We start from the raw sequence: 23,612 nt of genomic DNA, 5'->3' as shown, positions 1-23,612 counted from the left end.
ATGTGGCGAAAATAATTATCAATGATATGGGGCACTTTTTCCCGCGTCATACGTTACACAAGAAAAATGGCATGACGTTGGACGACAGCCCAGACTTTCTAAGTCCTGCTTCTGTAGAACAAAACGACTAGCGACGCAAAGCAATTTATAACTTTTGAAAGGGTTTCAAAATAATAGAAAATAATCATTCGATGGCGGTAAAAACTTACCTCTTCGTTCGCAAGCTAAACATGAAACCGGCGCTCCATTGATAATTCAATCTGCCATATAGTCTGTTACAAATTCATTTTTTCATTTATGCATGTTTACAAATATCGTGTTGTAGTTCACACAATCTTGGGGTAACTTAGCTCACGTCATCACGCAGCTAACTCCCCATACGGAAATCCTGATATTTAATATGGAGAGCTGTATCTTAAATGCCAGAACGGAAGCTGCAGTACAGTTCAGGTATTCTTTATGAAGTTGTATCCTACCGTATCACGATTTGCAGTAGCGTTGTTTTTCTTCATATATTTTATTTCGTTGAATGTTTCAGCGGCACCCAGCTTTGAAGAACGAGATATTTCACAGGTTGGCTGGTCTGCATCACTTGTGGATGTCGTCTATGATCCCGTTAGCGATACCACGACATTTACTTATCAAATGACGGCTCAGTCATGGGAGAAAGATCTCAGCCATTGGGTGTTGGCTGTCAATCTAGACGACGTTGTGCTGGTATCAGTGTCTCCTGATAATTTGATTTCCTATGGCCTTGACCCTACAACAGGCGTAGTGGGCATAAAATGGGATGCAGGACAGGACAAGGGAACCACTGCACTCTATTCAATTACGGTTGCCGGACAAGTAGGCGTTGCCGATATTGACTACTCGGTCAAGGGCGGAACCTACTATGCTATAGGTACCACTCAAGGCCCAGGTGATACTATCATCAGTGCCGATACCTATTCGATAGATGGCAGTGTCTATGTCGATGCAAATTTCAGCTCCTATCTAGACGCCGATGAGCCTTTACTCGCCAATGTTACCGTTGAACTGGTCGATGCAGCAGGAAATGTTGTCGCTACCGCGTTTACCGATGCCAATGGTAGTTATCATTTCAACGGTCTACTTGCCGGTGACTATAACGTAGTCATTCAGGACAATACCTTTATTGACGATTTTAACGAGGTACTTGCCTCTTATATGAGCGCCTGCGTAGGCAAGACGGTTTCTGTTACTGTTCAAAACGCTAATATTTCGGATGTCAATTTCTGCTTTCATCTGAATACAGGCGACATTCTCAATGACTTGAATACAGAAGATCCAGATGGCGATGGATTTAGTCTTCCAGGTGAAGGTCGCACCATTGGCTTTTGGAAGCATCAATTAAGTGTTGCGATCAAAGGCAAGGGTCGTGCGCAGATAGATGCCATCAGCCTGAAAAATCATATCTTCGCGATCGAGTCATATCATCTCGTTGAACCATTTCAGTTTACTGACGGTTTGGAATATGTCGAGGCCTTCGATGTGTTATCAAACCGCTCTAGTATTGCAGTCGACTTACTGAAGAAACAGTTGTTGGCAACGGAGTTCAACCAAATGGCTGGATACGGTTTGACTAACAATTACGCCATTTTACAACCCGTACTGCTAGCCTGGGGCGAGTATCTAGTGGCTAATGAATTTAGCTTCACTCGTGACCAGTTACTGATTGCGAAAGATATTTTCGACCAGATAAACAACATGGGGCACTAAAACTACTATGCCTATTGATTGGGGAGCGCCTTGCGCTCCCCTTTTTCTATTTCCATTCTTATCCATCTCCATTAAACGCCTGTGCACAATACCTATCATTGGCGAAATCCATTGTGTAATTTTATGTAACGTAATTCACTGAGCACAATGTTCATTGATGTTTACAAAGAATGTGTTGTCGATCACATTTAATTCATGTAATTTGAAATGAATTAGTAGCACAGCTAACTCCCCATACGGATATCCTGACATTTAAAATGGAGAGCTGTCCCAAATTGCTGGAACGGATGTCGCACTGTAGTTCAGGTATTCGCTTATGATTTGTATTGCTAGCATCATACGCTCGGTAGTCGGCTTCGTTTTCTTAGCACTTCTTCTTCTCAAAAGTGTAGTTGCATCTCCCATCGAGGACACAAAATACCCATCGTCATCCGCACATTCTGTATCGCTAATTGACGTTCTATATGATCCTGCTACTGATACTACGAAATTTACCTACCAATTGGGTGAACATACCTGGAAGAACAATCCTGGTAATTGGGTTTTGTCCCTTAATACTCAAAACATCGAATTAATATCTGCCGCACCGAGCCACCTGATTTCATATGGCCTGGAAAATGGATCTAAGACACTTGGGATAAAGTGGGATGCCAGTTTAGATGGCTGTACCCCTGGTATCTATTCAATTACCGTCGCTGGTCTTGTAAGCGTCGCGGAAATTGAATACGCATATCAAGATAATATTGCAACGGCGACCGGGAAAACTAAGGGGCCCGGAATTACCGTTGCAAGCAGAAATACCGACACAAAACGCGCAAAAGATCCGACTTTGATCGCATTGTTGAGCGCTCCAACATCGGTACATGACAACAAAATCGTCAACGATTTAAACGGCGAAATCAATGTACTCGCTGCGATAAAAGGCGACCATATTGACCTGTAAAATGTATTCTCTTTTTGCTCTGTGGTTTACCTCTAACGGGGAGGGTTCTGCACTCCCCGTTTAGTTTTCGACTTACAACAGCTGTCGCTTGTAAGCCCTGTTTAAACCCAGTAACATGCACCCTCACCGTTCGTCTTTCGTTTTACCTGGAGGTTTGCATGAGTGACTCAGGCCTGAATCAACGCCACAAAGATCGTATGGTTCGTCGTAAAGAAGTTGTCGACGCGGGGATCGCACGTGCGCAGGACGAGCGTGGCATCATCATCGTGCATACGGGTAATGGCAAGGGCAAAAGTAGCTCGGCCTTTGGCATGGTTGCACGGGCACTGGGACATGACATGCGTGTCGGCGTGGTGCAGTTTATCAAAGGATCTTTCTCTACCGGTGAAGAAAGCTTTTTCCGTCGTTTCCCCGAAGTCGATTACAACGTGATGGGCGAAGGCTATACCTGGGAAACACAGAATCGCGAACGAGATGTCGCAACAGCGCGTAAGGCTTGGGATAAGGCCGTAAGCATGTTGCAAGATCCAGAATATGATCTGGTCATACTTGATGAAATGAATATTGTGCTTAAGATGCACTATGTACCGCTAGATGAAGTCATTCAGGTCTTACAGGCACGACCGGTAATGCAACACGTAGTATTAACCGGTCGCGGTGCGCCCGAAGGTCTGATCGAAGTCGCCGATACCGTAACTGAAATGCGTGAAATCAAACATGCCTATAAGGCTGGCATCAAAGCGCAAAAAGGCGTGGAGTTATAGGAAACACGTCCTCGTACTAATGCGCTGCTTGTAACATTCCGCAGACCTGTTTAATACCGTTAATGATACGTGGCGTATGCCGCACCAGGTGATCTGGGTTTGCCATATACAGCTCCCCTTGTTTAACCGCTTTTAGAAACGGCCAGCCACGCCAGCGTGACAACCATTGTTCTCCTTGCTCGCCCTCTCTGGTGGCAATTATGGCGTCCGGGTTTTCCTTAATAATCGTTTCGGCGTCAAGCGTAATCGTGACCGTCTGCACATTTTGAAAAATGTTTTTGCCATTACACAATCCCACTATACGTGAAATTAGGTGATCGCCATTAATCGACATTAAGGGATCATTCCATATTTGTATATAGACGGATTTTGGCTGCGTATTTTCAGGATTGTATTGCGCGCGCAAGGCATTCAATTGGGTAGTGAACTCCTTCGCCGCTTTTAGGGCATGGCTTTCAGTTCCCATTATCGTTCCGAGTTGTGTAAGCGTACGAGGGATATCGTCGAATTCTCGCATCTCACTGATAAAAACATTCAAACCGAGCGACTGTAGCTTGCTGATTTGCAGTGGCGGATTGCCACTTTTCCACGACACGACAAGATCTGGCTTCATGCTGACGATGGTTTCAATGTCGATGTTATTATAGCCACCTACTTGCGGTAGCGCTTTGGCTTCCTCTGGGTAATCACTATAACTGACCACGCCTTTTATGTATTCGCCGCCACCGGCCGCAAATAGCATTTCGGTAAGGCCGGGGGATAAACTAACCACTCGTGTCGCCGTCTTATCCAATGTAAGCACAGTCCCCGCATCATCGGTAACAACTATCTCCGCCAGTAAAGTCGTCGGCAAACTGATCAAAATGGCTATTAACAGTAGCGTGAATTTCATATTGGCAAAAACACTTGTCGGCCTTGTACTTCATAGGTGTGAATCTCACAGCCATAAAGCTGTTGCAATTGTTCAGCCTGTATAATCTCGGAAACATCACCTGCCAAACATTTTCCTTCCCCAAAAAGCATTAATGCTTTGTCACAATAACGCCTGGCGAGATTGGCGTCGTGCATAACCATAATTGCGGCCTGATTCGCATCCGTTGAAATGGTAGTGATCAACTCCAGCATTTCTACCTGAGCGTGTAAATCGAGGTGATTCGTCGGCTCATCGAGCAACATATAGTCGGGACTCTGCGTTAACAGAGTCGCCAGATTCATACGCCTTTTTTCACCACCGGACAAGGTATCGACATAGCGATTTCGTAAATGCCCTATGCCTGTTTGGCGCAAGGCGTTTTGCGCAATATGTTCGTCTTCCTTGCTATCACCAACCCAACTGGTGTTATAGGGATGTCGTCCTATCATGACCGCTTCCAGAACGGTACACGGAAAACTATAGCTGTATTCCTGAAGTAACAGGCCTGTTTTTTGTGCCAGAGTTCGGCGATGAGCCTTATAGTCGGAGAGGCAAAGTCCATCGATAAAAATATGGCTGGCGCTTTCCGCCTGCGTATCGATCAAGGCATGTAAAAGCGTCGATTTCCCTACCCCATTGACACCCAATATTGCCCAACGCTCACCGTGACTAAAGGTCAGCGACAAATTTCTACACACGGTTTTCTCACCAATCTGTAGCGTCAAATCGCGAACGTCGATACTCATGTTATGCGCTCCGGCGCAACAAATAGAGAAACAGTGGTACACCGAGCATGGCTGTCAATACACCTACCGGTATTTGCGTAGGCGCCATAACAACCCGTGCAACCACATCAGCGATAATGAGCAGACTCGCCCCAGCCAAAGCACTTGCAGGAATCAGTACGCGATGATCGTTGCCTACCAGCAGACGCACGAAATGCGGTACGACGAGTCCGACAAACCCAATTCCTCCAGCCAGTGAAACTGCACCTGCTGTCAACAATGAGGCAATAAAAAATATCGCCAAACGCAACACGCGAATATCTACGCCGAGACTGGTAGCCTGTCGATCTCCCCAAATCATGATATTGAGTTGAGGCGCCAGCGGCATTAAAACAAAGATTCCTAATACCATGATGATCAAACCAGGAAGTACAGGCCGATCATAGCTGAGGTCTCCCATAAGCCAGAACAACATGCCGTGTACTTTGTCAGGCGGTGAAATGACTAATAGAAAACTGATGAGGGCAAACCAACCTGACGCCAAAACCACGCCGGTTAATAGCAAGCGATTGACCGTCCAGTCGCCTCTACCTCGAGCGAGAACAAATACCGCGAAGATCGCGCCAAGCGCACCGACAAAGGCGCTTCCAGTAATCAAGACCGACGGCAAACCAATAAGCATCGCAAATAACGCCGCGATTGAGGCGCCGCCCGAAATGCCTAACACATAGGGATCAGCCAAAGGATTACGCAACAACACCTGCATGAGAACGCCAGCCATCGCCAGTAAGGCACCAGTGGTGAAGGCCATCATTGAGCGAGGAAAACGCAATTCCATGACCAGGGTTTGATTGACTTCGGTGCCCTGATACATCAAGACGTCGAACACCTGCGACGGCGGAATCGTACTACTGCCGATAAATAATGAAACGACAAAACTAACACAGCTGAGCATTACCAACACAGCCAATATCATTACTTTATTCGGAGCGACGTAGGTACGAATAAGTGCTATTCCCTTAGTAACCGGGACTGCCTTTCGGCAGTCCCAGAGCAATGTATTGTGTTAACTATCTCACTGTATCAAAGGAAATAAATTCAATATCGATAGGCACCAGTTCTGTGCTAATCAAGGCTTCCTTTATGCTATTGTCTACGGTGTCAAAAATTGTGATACCGGATTCAGTGGCGTTGCCCACCCACAAATCACCAGTCGGCGCGATTTCGATATCGGTGATGTCTTTTTCTGCTATCAACGGCGTCTCAACCACTTCGCCTGTGCTCGGATTGAATTCCTGGACGACGCTGTCATTCCATGCGCGTCCACCAACAAAGTAGGCGCGTGTGTCATTCAAGACCGCCAATCCTTTTAGCTGTCCATAAGGATGCGCGGTCGCATCTCCATCATCGATGACCACTTGATGGCTATAATCGCTCAGGCTTACGCTTTCGATACCACCGGTATAGTCTGGTGAATAATCTTCCAGATAGCCACCTGTCGCGACAATATAGATGGTGTTATTGGCAGAGCTATAGGCCATCTTACTCGGATTGGCTACGCTCAGCGCAACACCGTTCGGCGTGTCTACATTGTCATTTGTCTGGACTTCGCTGTTGTCAGTTGTATCAAATACTGCGAGATAGGCCTGACCTGGCTTCCAGACATTGTCTCTGTCGAGGTTTTGCATAATTAAATATAGCTTGTCATTGATAATCAATGCATCTGCGACTTCTGGTATTCCGTCTGTGCCACCATAGGCGCTGATATCAATTTCACCGGTTTTGAAGTCCGTAAAGGTTGCGGCATTGGGATCGACTATCCAGATGGTTGGCTGACCATAGCGAATGACGTAAGCGACATCATCGTTCTTGAATACCATCTTATATGGGTTACTCTCTTCTTCGTTCTGACCATTGGCGGAGTATTGCCACACAATCTTGTTTCTGTCCAAAATCGAAAACTTGGTGATATTGTCCTGCTGAAAACGACCGATACGATAGACATACTCGCCATGCGTGGACACTACGGTATCCGAAGCACTTGGATAGTTCTTATTGTCCAGACTGTAATCGGTAAACGAGATGAGACTAATATCGCCAGAGCTGTAATCTGCCGCGCGAGTACTGATTGCGGCATAATGTTTTGACGGCGTTAACGGGGCTTCTTCTTCGTCATGAAAGCAGGCGCTGCTCATCACCCCAGCGGACAATAGACTGGTGATGGCCAGAAAACGATACGACATGTTCAACTTCATTGATACTCCCCTATTGATAACGATATTTAACAGACAAAAGTGCATAACGCCCCGGAGCTACCTGGAAGAAGTAGTCTTTGTAAGGACGATTAAAAATATTATTGATTTCAAAACTGAGCTTTAGTGCGCGGTAGTTTGCATCGACCCCTGCATTCAAAAAGGCCTTCACGCCGCTGGCAAGGCGTTGTTCACTGTCGATGTAGTATGAGGACTCCCACACATGCTCGGCAAACAGTTGATACCGCAATGCGTTATATGACATACGTGTGGTTTGCATAAGCCAGGAACGGCCTGGCAACAGTTTCCATTCTTTAGCATCGGTACGGTTAATCGGCAATTGCACGGTAGTGCTGGAGGACAGTTCAGCATCATAAAACAGCCCCAAGGCTAAACGGTGTTCAATTCCGCTTACGCTTGAAGACCAGTTGTTTGAGGGCATGCCTATTTCTTGAGAATTAAATGTATAGACGATTTCATTGCTAATAATGGAATGATATAAGGATACGTTCCAGACAAATTGCGTCAAAATCTCTGATTTCGTAGATTTGGAATATTCATATCCCGCATCGAAATTAATTCCTTCTTCTGGCTGTAGACTTTCATTGGAACCGATATAACCACGGGTACCAAACAATTCAACATAATTAGGCAATCGAAAGTACTGTCCGGCATTTGCTTTAAACACCAGGTTATTGGAATAACGAAGGCGTGTACCAATCTGAGCGGTCAGGGTCTGAAATCGCTTTTTCAGTCTTCCGGTATTTTCACTTTCCGTGTTGGTATTACCGGAAAAATCGTCAGTGACCAGAAATATACGCATACTCGGCGTGACCACCCAATTTCCATTAAAAAAACGAACTGGCAATTGCAGGGCATTTGCAAACGTTGTTCTCTTGTTCAACTTGTGTGCATACAAATCAAACGCATCGTTCAGTTCCAGGCGCTCATGACGCAGTTCCGTCCTATTCAGTATTTGATACCCGGGTTGTTTGAATTTGAAGAACGCCGCGCTTTCCCAGAGATTGATATCTTCTGAGAGCCGTGTTGGCGTTAAGCCGATACTGCGCTCACTGTCGTCGTAAAGCGTGTTTTTGTAACCACTCTTGCCACTGAGTTTGAATTCGACGTTTTCGACGCTTTCCCCGTCATCCTGATAGGCTATTTGCAGGAACCGATTATTCCAATTCAGATTGGTGTCTACGTCCGCGCTATTGCTGATGCTGGGAATATGATTATTTTTTCCGGAAATCTCGCCGTGATAGTGAACAACGCGCTTTTCGCTGAGCCGATAGGCCGCCTTTCCCATCAGGCTCTGCTGGTGAAACTGATTATTGTTTCGATGGGTAAGATAGTCGTCCTCAGGATTTTTCGGCGAACCATTGGCATGGCGATAGGGAAAATTATTCTCTGATTCCATATAGGCGCCGCTCAACACATAACGCCATTTATCGTGATTTCCACCGTAAGTGAAATCTGCCTTGTGCGTATCGAAAGAGCCCGCGCCCAACCCCAGTTCAGCACGACTCAGTTGACTGGCGCGGTGCGTAATAATGTTGATTGCCCCGCCGTTCGCCGCTTGCCCAAACTCTACCGGCACCACGTCTTTATATACTTCTATGCGTGCAATCATCGACGATGGTATCTGACTTAAATCGACGCTGCCACCAGACGCATTGTTTAGTAACAGTCCATCAAGGTAAATCATTACCTGATCTGCGGATTTTCCGCGTATGGAAAGCTGAGAATAACTGCCAAATCCACTGAGTTGACGAACTTTAATGCTGGAATCGCTGGCGAGTATTTGGGCAAGATTGAGCTGATTGTCGCGGATAGTCTGTTCGTCAATAATGTGTACGAATCCGGCATTCATCTGCTGATCGACATCACCCGGCTCCGCGGGAATAGCTGAGATACCATCTGTAATCTCGACTACGAGTTCTGCATGCGCGGCATGTTGTGCCGCAAACGCGACTACGCAAAAGAAACTCAGTGGTATGAAAATTTTCCCAGGCACCGGATTACCTAACAACGCAATGTAAACCAGGTGGGGAGGACAATAGTATATAGGATACATATCATCTGCATCGCCCACCGCGATACGATCAACAAGCGTTACAGGCCGGTCTCCGGACTCATGAGTCGACTATGCGTGAGCATCGTCAAGATTTGCGCCTTCCCATCTAGTGACAGTGGCATTCGCAAATCCGTGAACTCATTTACCGTTGCGGGGGCAGTGCTGGATTTACACCAGCTTCCCGTTTCACTTTTCGGTTTTCACCGAGAAGCACCTGAACGTTTTATGGATTCGATTAAGGCTGGAAGGTTACTCCCCTGCCCCTGCTCCGTCAAGGGCAATCTAGGCGCTTGACCTGCTCGTCGACGCAAAGCTATAGTCCCGCGCCCACACTTGCAAATTACCGGGAGGTCGTTTTGTCGCAGGCCGTATCGATCATGGTACAAGGCACTACTTCCGACGCAGGTAAGAGTACGTTGGTTACCGCGTTGTGCCGCATTTTTTATCGTCAGGGCCTACGTGTTGCGCCATTCAAACCACAGAACATGGCGCTCAATAGTGCGGTTACCGAAGACGGTGGAGAGATAGGTCGCGCACAAGCTGTGCAAGCCTATGCCTGCGGTCTTGCACCTCACACCGATATGAATCCGATTTTGTTAAAACCCTCGTCTGATAAAACGGCACAGGTAATCATTCACGGTAAAGCGATAGGCAAGCAGGATGCGTGTGACTATCACGATTACAAAAAAGTGGCAATTGATGCCGCCCTGTCGTCACACCGACGATTAGCACAACAATACCAGGCCATCATTATTGAAGGTGCGGGTTCACCAGCAGAAATCAATTTGCGCGACAATGATATTGCCAATATGGGTTTTGCTGAACGTATCGACTGTCCGGTAATCCTTATCGCCGATATCGATCGCGGTGGCGTGTTCGCGCATATTGTTGGCACTCTGGCATTGCTTAGTCAATCAGAACAAAACCGTATCAAGGGATTTGTAATCAATCGTTTCCGCGGAGATATTGCTTTGTTGCAAAGCGGGCTAGACTGGTTGGAACAGAAAACCGGCAAACCTGTGCTTGGTGTTCTGCCGTATCTACAGGACTTTTTTCTCGAAGCCGAAGATGCCCTGCCCTTGCCGCAACAAACTTCGCACGGCAGTAAAAAATTTCGTATCGTGGTACCGGTGTTACCACGAATCAGCAATCACACCGACATTGATGCCTTACGTTTACGCGATGATCTGGACGTGCAAATTATTGGTCCAGGACGAAAACTTCCAGAGGCGGATTTGATTATTTTGCCTGGAAGCAAATCAGTAATCGATGACTTGTTATGGTTACGAGAACAGGGGTGGGACCAGGCAATCCAACGCCATCTTCGCTACGGTGGAAAACTCATCGGTATCTGTGGCGGATTTCAAATGTTGGGTAAATTCATTCATGATCCACACGCGATTGAGGGCCCAACCAGCAGCATGGAAGGATTGGGATTTTTCGATATGGAAACATGTTTGCAGCCGGAAAAACAATTGCGTAATGTCTCAGGACATCTGGCTTTTTCCATGGCGCCCGTTCGTGGCTATGAAATTCATGCAGGCCTAAGTGTCGGCCCGGCATTGGACTATCCTGCAGCCATACTCGACACCCATAACGATGGCGCTGTTTCTTCAGATAATCAGATTTTGGGTACTTATCTCCACGGTCTTTTTGATGAGCCTCAGGCCTGTGCATCTTTGCTCCGCTGGGCAACTTATGTCGATGCACCGGTATTCGACTATCAACAGCGTCGCGAATCTGATGTCCAGCGTCTGGCAGATATGGTCGAACAACATCTCGATATGGAAAAAATTAGCGAGCTACTAAGCATGACGCAGGTCAGTCTATGACTTTCGCCATTCTAACTTGATTACCTTCACTGAACGCTTTCATGTGTAATATGTGTAAACTGATAATGAGTTTGTTGTATCAAACAGAGTGAAATGAGAAATCATATGAATATTGACTGGATATACAATGCTGCCGCAAGACTGAACCACGACGCTCGAAATAGCGCATTAGCCCGTCAACAACAACTCACCAAACCACCAGGTTCACTGGGAGTACTTGAAACTCTCGCCGTAAACCTGGCCGCAATGCAGGCGAATATACAACCCCAAGTTGATAACGTACACATCACTATCTTCGCCGCTGATCATGGGATAGCGGCGCAAGGCGTTTCGGCTTTTCCGCAAATTGTCACCACTGAAATGATAAAGAATTTCGCACGTGGTGGCGCGGCAATTTGTGTTTTGGCACGCGAACTCAATGCCACGCTAAAGGTGGTCAATCTCGGCACTATCGTAGATCCAGGTCCACTCGATGGCGTAATTGACAGACGCATTGCCCCATCGACCAAAGACTTTTCGCAGCAGCCCGCAATGACATCAGAACAACTGGCGCAAGCGATAGAGATTGGCCGTGAGGCAGCGAAAAATGCATTGGCAACAGGCGCGCAATTATTTATTGCCGGTGAAATGGGCATCGCCAATACCAGTGCCGCTACGGCGATCGCGTGTGCATTATTGAATAAATCGGCGAAAGAGATGGCCGGTCCTGGTACCGGTCTCGACGAAAAAGGGCTTGCGCACAAAATTTCTGTGCTCGACTCGGCGCTAGCACTTCATCAATCGTCAACGGGGAATGCACTAGACGTCTTGCGTTGTCTGGGTGGATTTGAGATCGCCGCCATTTGTGGCGCCTACATCTTTTGTGCGCAAAACCGCGTTCCCGTATTGATTGACGGTTTTATAGCAAGTGCAGCGGCCCTGTGTGCTACACGCATATGCGACAATGTCTCGGATTGGTTCTTCTTTGCACATGCATCGGCCGAACCGGGTCATCGACTGATGATGAAATCTTTAAACGCCAATCCCTTACTAAGCTTTGGTATGCGTCTGGGTGAAGGAAGCGGCGCCGCAGTAGCAGTACCAATAATACGCCTCGCTTGCGCTTTACATCATCAAATGGCCACCTTCGAACAGGCTGGCGTGACGGATAAAACAAGTTGACGCGCTTCGCCTGCACGAACTGATTTTATATTCTTCACGTAGACTAAAGCGAGCACCAGGTATGTTGCAGATTGATCCCTGGAATGGCTTTGGAAACACGTTGTCATTTTGACAATCCACTTTTCCTGGACTATTTTCCTTATAAAACACTACAACAATAAATAATAATAACCATATATTACGCGGGGGGAAGTTTCTCATGAAATTCAATTCCTTATTGTTCCTTTTTTTTAGTTTGGTTATCATGTCCGGCTGTACGGTCCAACCGAATGAACTTGCTCAGACCATCGCTTGTACAAAGCAAAAAGGTTTTGGTGGCATGGGTGGGTCTGGTGCGGGATTATTGTGTACCGAACAAGAGACAGGAACGCTTCATATCAGCAATATCCGTTAGCTGAGCGCCTTTTCGATACACGATAACTTGGATTCGGGAAGCGACGTTTTGCCTGCATTTTAATTTAGCAGGCAAACAGCGACATAGCCGGTACAGTTATTGTATGAACTAGCTCGGGCACCTCAGTTGAGCTAGCATCTCAATAGCTATCTGAAGGATAGAACTTACTTTTCAACCGGTTGTGGTACACGCAGTGTATGAACCGACAATCGGCGTTTTCTATTGACGAGATATGCGCGCAATACCCTTATTTATTTTTAAACGTCCGTTTCTTTTCACGCTTGTATTTATTCTGGTCGGTCTGATTTCTGCGTTAGTCGCCAAACAGATCAAACTGGATGCCGACCTGGCAGCCTTGTTACCAGAGAGTTTTGAAAGCGTACAAGATCTGGATCGAGTCAAGGAACGCTTCGGCGGCTTGGGTTATGTGATCCTGGCGGTTAGCGGTAGTTCACCTGATCAAATGCGTCGTTTTGCGGATGACGCATCTAAACTCATTGAACCTCTCGATACCGTCAGCTTCGTCGATTATCGTCGACCTGTGGAGTTCTATCAGGATCGGGTGTTTTACTACCTGGAACAGGGCGACCTTGATTACGTATACAAACAACTGAAAGACCGCTGGAAGTGGGAAAAGAACAAGCGTAATCCAATGTATATTGATCTGGAGAACGCACCTGCTCCATCGCTGGAATTCAAGGACCTCGAAGAAAAATATTCACGCAACAGCTCGTCCTGGATGGCCGCCCAGCATGCCGATGAGCCGTATTACTTCAATAAAGATAAAACCCTGTTAGCAATATTTATCAAACCCAAGCAGGCCTCGACGAATCTGCTGTTCACCCAACAAGTCACCCAACAAGTCCATCAGGTTCTGGACGAAATGAATCTCACTGAATATGGCGCTGAGCTGAAAGTGGAGTTCACCGGCGGTTACCAAAAGAAAATCGATACGCAGAAGCTGATGCAGGACGATCTCGGTCTGGTGTCCGTCGTCGCTCTAGTGCTGGTATTCGGATATCTTTTACTTCATTTCAAACGTCTCGAAGCACTTGTGCTGATTGTCGTGCCTTTGCTACTCGGCCTTTTTGCAACGTTTGCCTTTGCTGAAATCGTTTTCGGGCAGTTGAACATTCTTTCTGCGTTTATCGGCGTGATATTGCTCGGATTGGGGATAGATCATGGGATACATCTGCTCAGTCGATTTATCGACGAACAGCGACGCGGAACGGACCTCGACACATCGGTCATAAGGACATTCTCACGGACGGGTAAATCGGTAGGCGTGGCTGCACTGACCACCTTCGTCACCTTTGTCGGTTTGGGTTTCTCAGAATTTCGTGCCTTTTTTGAATTCGGCATGATAGCCGCCGCGGGCATGATACTCGTTACATTCTTCTATTTAATCTGTATGCCGGCCCTGCTTGGACTAGCTTTGCGTTTCACCTGGGATATAAAGGTAAAAATTAATGACGAAAAATCCCTTGGACGCTTTTCTGGCTTTATCGAGCGACGTTCCGGTCTGTTGTTGTTTTCCGGCATCGCAATTTGGGCGGCCATGTCCTACGCCTCCAATGACATGCGCTTTAACTATGACTTCGAGTCGCTTGGTAATACCGAACTACGCTCTTTCAAACTGAATGCCGAAGTCAACGAATTGCTCGGCTACTCTCAGGCCCCGATGCTGGCCTTGACCAAAAACCGAGATGAAGAACGCTTCATTGCACAGCAATTACAAGCCGGAATGGAAAATCCGGAATTTCGTTCGGGACTCGATTTCGTGCTGACCTCTTCCGATCTTGTACCAGACAATCAAGATCTAAAACAACATACGCTGCAGAAAATCGAAAAGCTAGTAGACAAGGTTAACCCGGCGTGGGTGCCAGAAGACGATGTTGAGAGTTTTAATAATCTCAAGCGTATGCTCAAGATACCGCCATTTGGCTTTGACAACCTCCCACGGGAAACCAAACTGTTATTTGGAACCCGCGACGGACAGGAGCCCGATGACGGAATACTAATGCTATTCCCCGCCGTAAAACAAACCGATGGAGAAGCTGTCAGAGAACTTGCGCGTGAACTTCGCGCTGCGAAACAGAGTGATGGTGAACGCATGGTAATTGCGGGTGAACCTATGATATTGGCAGATATCCTGACACTGGTATTTGAGGAATCACCAAAGGTATTGGCTTTTTGCTCTATTATGGTGTTTCTCATTCTGTGGATATTTTTACGCAATCATTACCTAGCACTACTGGCCCTGGTACCGGCAATTTTCACCCTTACCATCACATTTGGTATCATGGCGGTGTTCGATCTGGAGTTGAATTACATCAACCTGGCAATGATTCCTGTATTACTTGGCGTGAGCGTGGATAGCGGTGTACACATGGTAGGCCGTGCAGTAGACGGCCATGATCTGCGATCAATAATCGGCGAAACCGGTATGGCTATACTGGGTTCTATCGTAACCTCCGGATTAGGCCTTGGCGCATTGCTCCTGACAGGACATGCGGGACTAAACTCCCTGGCGCAAATTGGTACCATAGGCTTGCTGGTCAATCTGGTTGTTTCGATATTTATACTTCCGTCCTTGTTGTCCTGGAAACCTGTCCAACGACTGGCTATTGCTCAGGCACATGACGACGCTGAAACTCAACCTGCATGAGGAACTCATGAAAAGAATGTTCGTTTTATTCGTATTAGCGGCTCTCATTGCACCTCTGTCTGCATGGGCAAACGACCCTAAAAGTCGGACTGAAGGCTTTGTCGATGCCATGAAGGCCTCCAAAGAAAAGGATGAAGCCAGCTATAAACGCATAGACGACTTTATCGATTACCAAACTATTACCGCCGAAACTGTCGCCCCGCACAGCAAGAAATTTAGCAGCGAACAAATGAGCGCCTTTCAGCGCGATCTGACTGCACTAATTCGTATTGTCGCCTATCCGCAGTCGGGTAAATTTTACAAGGAAGCCAAATACAAATATCGGGAAGCGCAGATGAAAGGAAAAGTGGCTGTCGTTATCCAGGACACTTATCTCCCTTCGGAAGACCTCGAAATGGAAATTGGTTATCAGTTAGCACAGATAGATGGTAAGTGGCGTATTACTGATATTACCTTCGATGGGGATTCTATGGTTAAAGACTATCAGAATCAGTTCGGCCGTATCATCGCCAAAGATGGCGTTAACGGATTGAACAAGCGTATACAAGACAAGTTCAAGGAACTGAATAAATAGACTATCATGTATAGACGTCTTTGTTATTCGGCTGCACTACTTGCTTTCGTATTTCCTGCCTACGCAGATTCCACGTATACAGATTTAACGCTGGAGCAATGTATTGAGATTGCGCTGCAAAAAAGCGCCTCCGTGCAAGAGGCTTCTGCAAACATCGAAGAGTATCGCGCGCGGCTGAAAGAAGTTCAGGCGAACTACTATCCCAAACTGAATGTACTGACCTGGGTTGCACCCATGTTTACTGTACAAGGCAGCGCTTTGCAACAGACTGTTGACCGAAAATTTGATCTCGGCTCATGGGGACCGTCAACTCATCTTGAAGCTTTGCTGGCGATGCCGGTATATACTTTTGGCCGTCTCGAGGCAGGCGAAAACGCCGCTGAAGAACGCTTGAAAGTCGAACAAGCCAGGCTGCGTGAAACACAAAATCACGTCAAAGTCGAAGTAAACAAGTTTTATTATTCTCACCTCTACGCCAAAACCATTTCACCACATCTGGACGATGCGAAGAAAATTCTCGATGAGGCACAGGTGAAAGCGAATGAGATGTACGAGAATGCCAGCGGCAAAGTGACCAAGGCCGATTTGATGAAGCTGGAATACGGCCAGACCGAGATTCAAAAATATCTTCTTATGGCTAAACAAGGTGAGGTGCTTGCTCTTGCCGCGCTCAAACATACCATGGGACTTTCAGACGAAGTAAATCTCACATTGAAAGAAACCAGCATCCCCAAACCGGATCGTTCGGAGACGCTTGCCAGTCTTGAGGAATTGCAGCAATTCGCGCGTGAACATCGACCAGAGTGGGAACAACTTGATCATGGAAAGAAGGCAGCGGCCTCTCTGCGTCGAGCAGAAAAACTAAGCGCCCTGCCCGTTCTGTTTGTTGCGGGTACGTTCGAACACTCCTGGACACCAACGCGAGATGACACCGATAATCCCTACCACTTCGATGAGTACAACGACATGTTTGGCGGCGTTGCCATGGGTTTAAAACTGGATTTCGATTGGGCTTTGACTCGTGCAAAAGTCGATGCCGCCAATGCCAAAATGCTGCAAGTAAATGCCTTGAATCAACTGGCCACTACGGGTATTCCTCTACAAATCAAAAAAGCTCATAGCGACGTGGAACGCTATCAACAACAGATCGCGCTTTCAAGCAAGGCACGCAAGGCAGCTAATAAGTGGATAGTATTTTCTGCCGCCGCCTATCATAGCGGCACCGGGGAAGTGAAAGACGTGCTCGAAGGACTGGTTGCCTTGCTGCAATCCAAGCGCGATTACTACGAAGGCATACTCAATTACCACATCGCCAGCGCCGAACTTGATTACGCCATTGGCAAATAAGACCTAGAAAACCGTAGCAAACTCGGTCCTGATAAACGGTGTAAACGTAGCCTTTTTTTGTGTATTTTGCATTTTCCAGGGATAAACTGCGCCGGCATTCAAGCTAAAATCCATCACCCCCCCCAGGGTAGTGAAAACAAATTTCAGCTGCGCACCACTTTCACCAACCTGTACGGCGCTGTCATCAATCAATTCGCTTCCCAAGGTACCAACATGGGTAAACATGTTGCCGTAAATAGATTTCATCACCACAGCATTTAGCATCTTCACTTCCAATTCGCGACTGATCGGAAATTCCACTTCGGCATTGAGACCTGCCATAGTCCGTCGAAACTGATCACCAAAGTCGCTCTTAAATTCCTCCAGCGCAAATAGTTCGGGCGTAGGCGTGTTTTCACTGGCATAAGCCGCCTTAGCATTCAGCGTCAGATGCCAATTAGGATAGAGGCGAAATTTCTTGTCCAGAAAATATTCAATTTTGTAATACGTTTTGTCATTGATTGACGGCGGCGCATAGTCCCAGATCACACGATTTTTCAGCGCTAACTTCAAGGCATCGTTGCGCAGGAAGGAAAATCGCCACAATGCGATTGGTCCGTTGTACTCGCTAGCAAAGGTATCGAAACGAGGATTCTCGTACCACCCTTCATGATCCACCATCACTAATGCGTTCTCTATGATATTACTATCCAGTAACACACGCGGACTTACGCCAATATTGGGCGACTGAAACAGGGTAAACTGATGTTTAACTTGCACGCTATAGGTGTCAGTTTTTAGTTCAGACGGATTGTTACCCGTAGAGTGAATATCGCCAGTTAGACTATTCCATGCACTAAAACGATAGCGCATGCTAGCCTTATTATTGAAATAGTAACGTCCACGATCACTACCGCTGACACTTTCCAAACTCCATTGATGAACCGGAGCGTAACCTCCACTGACGCCAATCATAAGGCCAGCACTCATCTCTCCACTGGCAGGAATTTCTAATGGTGCCGGTAAGGCGTAATAGCGGATCGAGTATTTATCAACATTAAAATCCAGGTACCCAAATCGAACATTGTATTTGCGCGGCCAGGTATTATCCGGGCGATACAGGTCTGGCAATTTCTGATAGGGATCTACCGTCACGTTAATTACCGGACTTCTGGTGTCGAGAGCGATTTTCACGTCCCCTTTGTCCGCACTGATAGGGCGATTGATGATTTCACCATTTCGGGTCTCTACCAATATCGAAGTAGACGCGCGTGCCATCCCACTTTTCTCGACGTGAATTTGCGTCATAAAACCTTCATTGGTCGCCTCCGATTCCACATCGGCAATACGAAAATCGAGCTGAGAGTCCCCATACAACCACTGACTGAAAAACCAATCCATCGGCTCTTCAATCGTCTCTTCACAAATCAACTGAAACTCCGCAACAGTCATCTGCTTGCCCTGATAATCACTATAGGCTTTTTTGAAAATCTGCAACAAATTATCACGACCAAATTCGTTTTCCAGTGCGCGTAATACCCAATACCCTTTCTCGTAGGTTCGCGTACCCAAGGTATTACCATACTCTACGTCACTGGGCTTTTTAATGATGGCCTCATCCCATCCGAGATAAACACTGTCGAGATATTGATACTCTGAAAGATGGTGGATGCTGATGTCGCCGGCGAAATACTTCACTAGCCACATCAATAGATCTGGATTTTCATAGCTAAGAACGTTGTCTTCCCGACCGTATTTATGTTCCATATAGGTGTATGCCATGTAATTTGCAAACGCTTCACTCAACCAGTTTTCGGCAGCGAAATCCGCACTCACACCTATGCCCCACCACATATGGGCAATCTCATGTGCAAGCAAGTATTCGAGCATTTTGTCCAGCGCACCAGGAACAATCAGGTCTTTGTAACGGTAAAAGTTTTCGGGTATGTAGATCAGGCCGTCAGAAGCCAATCCTGTCAATTCAACTGAGTTCTCAACAATAGCAAGTTTTTGATAACGGTATGTTCCGAACAATGGCTCAAAGTAGCGAATGATTTCGTCCGCATAATATGCCATTTGCCGAGCTGGCTCAGCGTGAGCACGTCGATACCATGAATCAATTTGTGGTCGTTGCCCTTGAAAACTCACTCGTTTCAACCCAGGTCCCATGCTCAAAGGAATGGACGACTGGGGAACTCTGGACTCGAAAGAAAAGGTGCGACTGGTTTTCGTCTCGGCAATTTCTTCACCTGTGTCTGCACCGGCGACAACTTCAAACCCCTTAGGAACTTCAAGCCGTAATTTATACATTGCCGGAACAAGGCGAAAACTATCAAAATCCCACTTACCATCTTTACTGGCAAGTTCGATAGGATTCCATCCAAAGCGCCAGTTATAAATTTCCTGCCAATAGTTTTGGTCGCCATACTTATGTTGGCTAAAAACTGTCGTGAACTTAATTTTTAGCTCCTGAATCTCACCCGGCGTGATGACTAGCGGCAACTGTATGCGCAGAAGTACATCGTTCAGCGAATATTTCTGAAAAATCGTTGGTGCCTGTTCAAGCGAAAATGCAAGCTTCTCTCCCTTCCCATTCTCTATGTCCTCGATGACAGTGGCATTCCCTTCCCATCCCGACCAATATCCTTCATCATTGACGATGTCATGGACGTAAGGATTTTTTTCACTACTATGATTTGCGATAAGTACGAAGTAGATATGGTCCAGCGTTTTATCGGTCTTATTGACGTAACGGACCTTTTGTTCTCCCTTCAGGGAATGCTCCCAAATATTGAGTTTTACCGAGATGTCATACTCACTATAAGGCTCAACAGGCACGCTGGCGCTGGCCACACCCAGACAACTGAATACTGTAAAGAGGATATTGAGGATACGTCGCATAACTTACTTCCGCAGTCAGAGCATTTGTAGCGTGTCTTGGTCTAATGCTACTTAGTGTAAACAGTGCGGAAGATATTGTATAGACGTGTTAAGGCAAAGGCCTTAGCGGCCATAAAAGGGAATTCAGGTAACAGAAAACCCCGTCAAGCCATAATGTCGATGATTACACCCTTGGTATGATTACCTATGCGAACGTCCTCAATTGCGCCTTCAATGACTTTTTGAGCCGATACTTCCTGTTTCACGTCCACAACTCGCAAATGTTGTGCAGTCTTGGCTTCACTGGAACGCTGTAAGCTATACAGCTTCGAAACCACTGCCTGCGTGTAATTATGTACTTGCAACGCGTTCATCACCCACCTCCAACATAGATTTCTCGACCGACAATTATATTACTTTGTTTGAATTATTAGCGTACCTTGAGGGGAGAAAAAGTGTGAGCGCCTTGGCAAATCGCCCAAAAAATACCTGCTTTTGACACTCATTCTCAGTGTCCGGTGATAATGACAAGCTTATAGCCAAGTTCCTTATACAAACCGAGCTGTATCGGACCTGACTCAGCGACATCAACATACTCGGGGAAGTCTTTGGCATCCAGGCCTCGCCTCTCCACGCTGACACCGCAAACATGAACCGGTATATCTTGCTCTTCGACCAGGCTTTTTACCTGTCTGTGCATTTCCTGATACCCCGATTTCTGATTGTTTGCCAAAGCGAATTGTTCGCGGCTGTGACTAACCACGGCGATCGGCAATTTTGGATACCGTGAGCGTATTTTTTGGGAGAGCCTATTAATTTCTTTAATCGCCCAGTCGAGATAATCGGCTTTTCGGCTCATGACCTCAAACACGATGCCTGGCGGTTGCTCGGCTTGCATAATTCGGTCTAGTTGAGTGTCATGACTCGCCAAAACAGGGTTTGCCAACATGGCAAAACAAAGCAGAAAAATTGAGAACTTATTTATGATCCACTGTTGCATGTTTGCAGCCTATTCATTCTGGTCAGATACGCTACCTATCATAAAGCGAAATTCGATGCGGCAACATCTTTTTGATGTTGCCGCCAATCACATTTGTGTGTCAGTAGGTCTTGTAGGAAAGAAACTTTCCACTCATCACAATCTTTACCCTGTCGCCGTTAGGATCAGGCTGCCTAGTGATATCCATGGAAAAATCGATGGCGCTCATAATACCGTCGCCGAATTCTTCATGGATGAGTTCTTTGATACTGCTGCCATACACATTGACTAACTCATAAAAGCGATAAATCAACGGATCGGTGGGCACAGCGGTCGGCAGTGAGCCTTTATATGGCACGACTTGCAATAAATCTACTGCATCAGCGGGCAACTCAAGGGCCGAAACTATCGCTTTCGCCTGTTCGTCATTCAGCGTCATCTGTCCCATCAATGCGGCCGTCGTCCATTCCTTACTGTGGCCTGTCAATTCCGCCAATTGGGCCCACTTAAGCTTTTTGCGGCGTTTGGCCTGAAGTATCAATTGCGTCAGTTCATCACGAGTCATAGAGAGCTCCTTTTAGCGCTTGGCTTGTAGTGTGTCTGTAAATCAGACACTGTTGAGTCGAAACAGTAGCACGACAATAATTATGGTCAGTATTGCTGAGACACCTTGCCAAAAGCGCAAGGGATTACGTTCCATCAAGGGCGGAAGCGTTTTGTTTAGAAATTCTTTGTTGGGATGTCGCAAGTCGAAGGTGAATTCCGACAATAGAGCGTAACGTTTTGCCGGATTGGGGTGCAGTGCTTTACGCAAACAATCGTCCACCCACGCGGGTATTTCGCGATCCTCGTCGAGTACCGATAGATAACGCAGACGCGCCTGGGCAGCTTTACTTCGCGTCTTCGCGACCTGCGTGCCATAGGGGAGTCTACCCGATAACATTTGATAGGCAATAACCGCTAAAGAAAACTGGTCGGACCGAGTTGTCCCCCCCTCACCTAGAAAGTATTCCGGTGCCGTAAATTGCGCCGTTCCTGGAATAGGACTTTGCGCGATTGGCGTGGCAATTTCCTCGATAGCTGCTACTAGAGTTGAACCAAAATCTATTATCTTCACAGTACCGTTGTGATCAATCATGATATTGTTTGGGCGCAAATCCTGATGCAACATTTCAAGGCGATGAAATGCGCGCAGACCATTGGCAATTTGCTCAATGATGCCTCTAACCGTTTCAATATCGGGGCGCGGATTGTCTATCATCCACTGCGCCAGGTTCTGACCTTCTATGTATTCGGTGACTAAGTAGATATAGTTGCGTTTGCGTGTTTGCAGGCAAGGTTTGAGGATATTAGCGCTATGAACACGCCTTGCCACCCATTCCTCCATCAAAAAACGCTCCAGATAGCTGGCCTCATTGCGCAAATCGACAGACGGTATTTTGATCGCTACCTGTTGTCCGCTTTCGCTGTCTCTGGCCAGAAAAACATGGCTGCGACTGCTGGCATGTATCTCCCGTATAATTTCAAAGCCGTCGAATTGCATCCTGGCTTCGAGCATTGGGGGAAACGGCAAAACCGTCATCTGCTGGTAGATCTCATCGGCGTCAGCCAATGGAAGTTCGCTCACTTTGGCAATTTGCAGCGTGAGATTGTCTTCGCTGCCCTGGGCATAGGCATACTCGACTATCGTTTTTGCGATGTCATCCAGCGCATTTCCGCCTTGTTGAACCGCATCAATAATAAATTGCTGAGACGTAAACTCATAAACGCCGTCCGTGGCCATAATAAACACATCACCCACTTCCACGGAAAGATTTCGATAATCCACTTCAAGTTGCAGATTAACGCCAAGTGCACGGTTGAGATAACTCTTATCTTTTGAAATCCACAGACGATGATCTTCAGTCAATTGTTCAAGCGTGTTTTTTCGTAATCGATAAACACGAGTATCGCCAGCGTGTAAGATATGCGCGGTTGTCGACTTCAGAATCAGGGCACTAAAAGTACAGACAAACCCCCTATCCTGGTCATAACAAAACTCACTTTGCCTAGTCTGAGAATGTAGCCAGGAATTTACCGCCAGGATCACGCGACTGGCCGATGTTTTTACCGACCACGCATCGGATGTGCAGTAATAATCTTCAAGAAAGCCTTTAACTGCAGACTCACTGGCGATCTGACTGACGTCACTGCTGCTGATGCCATCGGCGAGTGCAATCGCAATCCCTTTACTACTGAGCATAGGTTCCTTGGGAATAAATGCGCCGTGGAAATCCTGATTTTTGGCTTTTCGGCCCTTGTCAGAATACTGTCCCAGCGCAACCTGGAGTTGCTTCTGCATAGATACTTCCGGATAAAAGCCCGGCTCATTGTTGAGCCGGGGATTC

The 23,612-nt window shown here is 46.8% G+C and carries 19 protein-coding genes and 1 riboswitch; of the genes, 9 read left to right on the top strand and 10 right to left on the bottom strand.

The window, feature by feature from the left end:
• Positions 1-459: 459 nt before the first annotated feature.
• The 3 genes from OEZ43_18415 to cobO all read left to right on the top strand — a co-directional run bounded on the left by OEZ43_18415 (position 460) and on the right by cobO (position 3,444).
• Positions 460-1,737, top strand: coding sequence for a carboxypeptidase regulatory-like domain-containing protein (locus tag OEZ43_18415; GenBank protein ID MDH5547560.1), 1,278 nt, complete (start codon positions 460-462; stop codon positions 1,735-1,737).
• A 316-nt stretch (positions 1,738-2,053) separates the two neighbouring features.
• Positions 2,054-2,680, top strand: a complete 627-nt coding sequence (locus OEZ43_18410; GenBank protein ID MDH5547559.1) for a hypothetical protein — start codon at positions 2,054-2,056, stop codon at positions 2,678-2,680.
• A gap of 158 nt (positions 2,681-2,838) precedes the next feature.
• Positions 2,839-3,444 carry a cob(I)yrinic acid a,c-diamide adenosyltransferase gene (gene cobO, locus OEZ43_18405; GenBank protein ID MDH5547558.1) on the top strand — a complete coding sequence of 202 codons (606 nt, stop codon included), beginning with the start codon at positions 2,839-2,841 and terminating at the stop codon, positions 3,442-3,444.
• Positions 3,445-3,460: 16 nt separating this feature from the next.
• On the opposite strand, the gene OEZ43_18400 is transcribed toward cobO, so the two are convergent.
• From OEZ43_18400 to OEZ43_18380, 5 genes are all read right to left on the bottom strand, one after another.
• Positions 3,461-4,336 (bottom strand): cobalamin-binding protein, encoded by an 876-nt coding sequence (locus OEZ43_18400; GenBank protein MDH5547557.1) that lies wholly within the window; start codon positions 4,334-4,336, stop codon positions 3,461-3,463.
• On the bottom strand, positions 4,333-5,103 hold the full coding sequence (locus OEZ43_18395; protein MDH5547556.1) for an ABC transporter ATP-binding protein: 771 nt from the start codon (positions 5,101-5,103) through the stop codon (positions 4,333-4,335). Before OEZ43_18395 ends, OEZ43_18400 begins: the two co-directional genes overlap by 4 nt.
• Before the next feature lies 1 nt (position 5,104).
• A complete protein-coding gene (locus OEZ43_18390) occupies positions 5,105-6,037 on the bottom strand; it encodes an iron ABC transporter permease (protein MDH5547555.1) in 933 nt (310 codons plus the stop codon).
• Positions 6,038-6,152: 115 nt separating this feature from the next.
• Positions 6,153-7,337, bottom strand: a complete 1,185-nt coding sequence (locus OEZ43_18385; GenBank protein MDH5547554.1) for a hypothetical protein — start codon at positions 7,335-7,337, stop codon at positions 6,153-6,155.
• A 10-nt stretch (positions 7,338-7,347) separates the two neighbouring features.
• Positions 7,348-9,411 (bottom strand): TonB-dependent receptor, encoded by a 2,064-nt coding sequence (locus OEZ43_18380; GenBank protein MDH5547553.1) that lies wholly within the window; start codon positions 9,409-9,411, stop codon positions 7,348-7,350.
• A gap of 25 nt (positions 9,412-9,436) precedes the next feature.
• Positions 9,437-9,644, bottom strand: a riboswitch (cobalamin riboswitch).
• Positions 9,645-9,788: 144 nt separating this feature from the next.
• On the opposite strand from OEZ43_18380, the gene OEZ43_18375 reads away from it, so the two are divergent.
• From OEZ43_18375 to OEZ43_18350, 6 genes are all read left to right on the top strand, one after another.
• A complete protein-coding gene (locus tag OEZ43_18375) occupies positions 9,789-11,243 on the top strand; it encodes a cobyric acid synthase (GenBank protein ID MDH5547552.1) in 1,455 nt (484 codons plus the stop codon).
• A 105-nt stretch (positions 11,244-11,348) separates the two neighbouring features.
• Positions 11,349-12,404, top strand: a complete 1,056-nt coding sequence (cobT, locus tag OEZ43_18370; protein ID MDH5547551.1) for a nicotinate-nucleotide--dimethylbenzimidazole phosphoribosyltransferase — start codon at positions 11,349-11,351, stop codon at positions 12,402-12,404.
• A gap of 199 nt (positions 12,405-12,603) precedes the next feature.
• On the top strand, positions 12,604-12,798 hold the full coding sequence (locus tag OEZ43_18365; GenBank protein MDH5547550.1) for a hypothetical protein: 195 nt from the start codon (positions 12,604-12,606) through the stop codon (positions 12,796-12,798).
• A 232-nt stretch (positions 12,799-13,030) separates the two neighbouring features.
• Positions 13,031-15,466: an MMPL family transporter gene (locus OEZ43_18360; protein ID MDH5547549.1), complete on the top strand. Its 2,436-nt coding sequence runs from the start codon at positions 13,031-13,033 to the stop codon at positions 15,464-15,466.
• Positions 15,467-15,473: 7 nt separating this feature from the next.
• On the top strand, positions 15,474-16,040 hold the full coding sequence (locus OEZ43_18355; protein MDH5547548.1) for an ABC transporter substrate-binding protein: 567 nt from the start codon (positions 15,474-15,476) through the stop codon (positions 16,038-16,040).
• A gap of 6 nt (positions 16,041-16,046) precedes the next feature.
• Positions 16,047-17,387 (top strand): TolC family protein, encoded by a 1,341-nt coding sequence (locus OEZ43_18350; protein MDH5547547.1) that lies wholly within the window; start codon positions 16,047-16,049, stop codon positions 17,385-17,387.
• 3 nt (positions 17,388-17,390) lie between these two features.
• Here OEZ43_18350 and OEZ43_18345 read toward each other — a convergent pair whose 3' ends face one another.
• From OEZ43_18345 to OEZ43_18325, 5 genes are all read right to left on the bottom strand, one after another.
• Positions 17,391-20,267, bottom strand: a complete 2,877-nt coding sequence (locus tag OEZ43_18345) for a M1 family aminopeptidase (GenBank protein MDH5547546.1) — start codon at positions 20,265-20,267, stop codon at positions 17,391-17,393.
• Between the two features lie 143 nt (positions 20,268-20,410).
• Positions 20,411-20,620, bottom strand: coding sequence for a hypothetical protein (locus OEZ43_18340; protein MDH5547545.1), 210 nt, complete (start codon positions 20,618-20,620; stop codon positions 20,411-20,413).
• 134 nt (positions 20,621-20,754) lie between these two features.
• Entirely contained in the window at positions 20,755-21,246 is a 492-nt protein-coding gene (locus OEZ43_18335; GenBank protein ID MDH5547544.1) for a DsrE family protein, read from the bottom strand.
• A gap of 100 nt (positions 21,247-21,346) precedes the next feature.
• The gene (cynS, locus tag OEZ43_18330) at positions 21,347-21,790 is read right to left on the bottom strand and encodes a cyanase (protein ID MDH5547543.1); all 444 of its coding nucleotides are present in this window, start codon (positions 21,788-21,790) and stop codon (positions 21,347-21,349) included.
• Positions 21,791-21,832: 42 nt separating this feature from the next.
• A complete protein-coding gene (locus tag OEZ43_18325) occupies positions 21,833-23,566 on the bottom strand; it encodes a bifunctional protein-serine/threonine kinase/phosphatase (GenBank protein ID MDH5547542.1) in 1,734 nt (577 codons plus the stop codon).
• Positions 23,567-23,612 lie beyond the last annotated feature (46 nt).

It is taken from the genome of Gammaproteobacteria bacterium, assembly GCA_029881255.1.
Taxonomy (GTDB): Bacteria; Pseudomonadota; Gammaproteobacteria; order S012-40; family S012-40; genus JAOUMY01.
This window is presented reverse-complemented; position numbering and strand designations above follow the sequence as displayed.

Bases quoted from the DNA above. Each gene is read 5' to 3' on its own strand.
- cobO (MDH5547558.1), top strand. From the start codon at position 2,839: ATGAGTGACTCAGGCCTGAATCAACGCCACAAAGATCGTATGGTTCGT.
- OEZ43_18365 (MDH5547550.1), top strand. From the start codon at position 12,604: ATGAAATTCAATTCCTTATTGTTCCTTTTTTTTAGTTTGGTTATCATG.
- OEZ43_18350 (MDH5547547.1), top strand. From the start codon at position 16,047: ATGTATAGACGTCTTTGTTATTCGGCTGCACTACTTGCTTTCGTATTT.
- OEZ43_18380 (MDH5547553.1), bottom strand. From the start codon at position 9,411: ATGTATCCTATATACTATTGTCCTCCCCACCTGGTTTACATTGCGTTG.
- OEZ43_18395 (MDH5547556.1), bottom strand. From the start codon at position 5,103: ATGAGTATCGACGTTCGCGATTTGACGCTACAGATTGGTGAGAAAACC.
- OEZ43_18325 (MDH5547542.1), bottom strand. From the start codon at position 23,566: ATGCAGAAGCAACTCCAGGTTGCGCTGGGACAGTATTCTGACAAGGGC.
- cobT (MDH5547551.1), top strand. From the start codon at position 11,349: ATGAATATTGACTGGATATACAATGCTGCCGCAAGACTGAACCACGAC.
- OEZ43_18410 (MDH5547559.1), top strand. From the start codon at position 2,054: ATGATTTGTATTGCTAGCATCATACGCTCGGTAGTCGGCTTCGTTTTC.
- OEZ43_18360 (MDH5547549.1), top strand. From the start codon at position 13,031: ATGCGCGCAATACCCTTATTTATTTTTAAACGTCCGTTTCTTTTCACG.
- OEZ43_18400 (MDH5547557.1), bottom strand. From the start codon at position 4,336: ATGAAATTCACGCTACTGTTAATAGCCATTTTGATCAGTTTGCCGACG.
- OEZ43_18415 (MDH5547560.1), top strand. From the start codon at position 460: ATGAAGTTGTATCCTACCGTATCACGATTTGCAGTAGCGTTGTTTTTC.
- OEZ43_18375 (MDH5547552.1), top strand. From the start codon at position 9,789: ATGGTACAAGGCACTACTTCCGACGCAGGTAAGAGTACGTTGGTTACC.
- cynS (MDH5547543.1), bottom strand. From the start codon at position 21,790: ATGACTCGTGATGAACTGACGCAATTGATACTTCAGGCCAAACGCCGC.
- OEZ43_18345 (MDH5547546.1), bottom strand. From the start codon at position 20,267: ATGCGACGTATCCTCAATATCCTCTTTACAGTATTCAGTTGTCTGGGT.
- OEZ43_18340 (MDH5547545.1), bottom strand. From the start codon at position 20,620: ATGAACGCGTTGCAAGTACATAATTACACGCAGGCAGTGGTTTCGAAG.
- OEZ43_18355 (MDH5547548.1), top strand. From the start codon at position 15,474: ATGAAAAGAATGTTCGTTTTATTCGTATTAGCGGCTCTCATTGCACCT.
- OEZ43_18385 (MDH5547554.1), bottom strand. From the start codon at position 7,337: ATGAAGTTGAACATGTCGTATCGTTTTCTGGCCATCACCAGTCTATTG.
- OEZ43_18335 (MDH5547544.1), bottom strand. From the start codon at position 21,246: ATGCAACAGTGGATCATAAATAAGTTCTCAATTTTTCTGCTTTGTTTT.
- OEZ43_18390 (MDH5547555.1), bottom strand. From the start codon at position 6,037: ATGCTCAGCTGTGTTAGTTTTGTCGTTTCATTATTTATCGGCAGTAGT.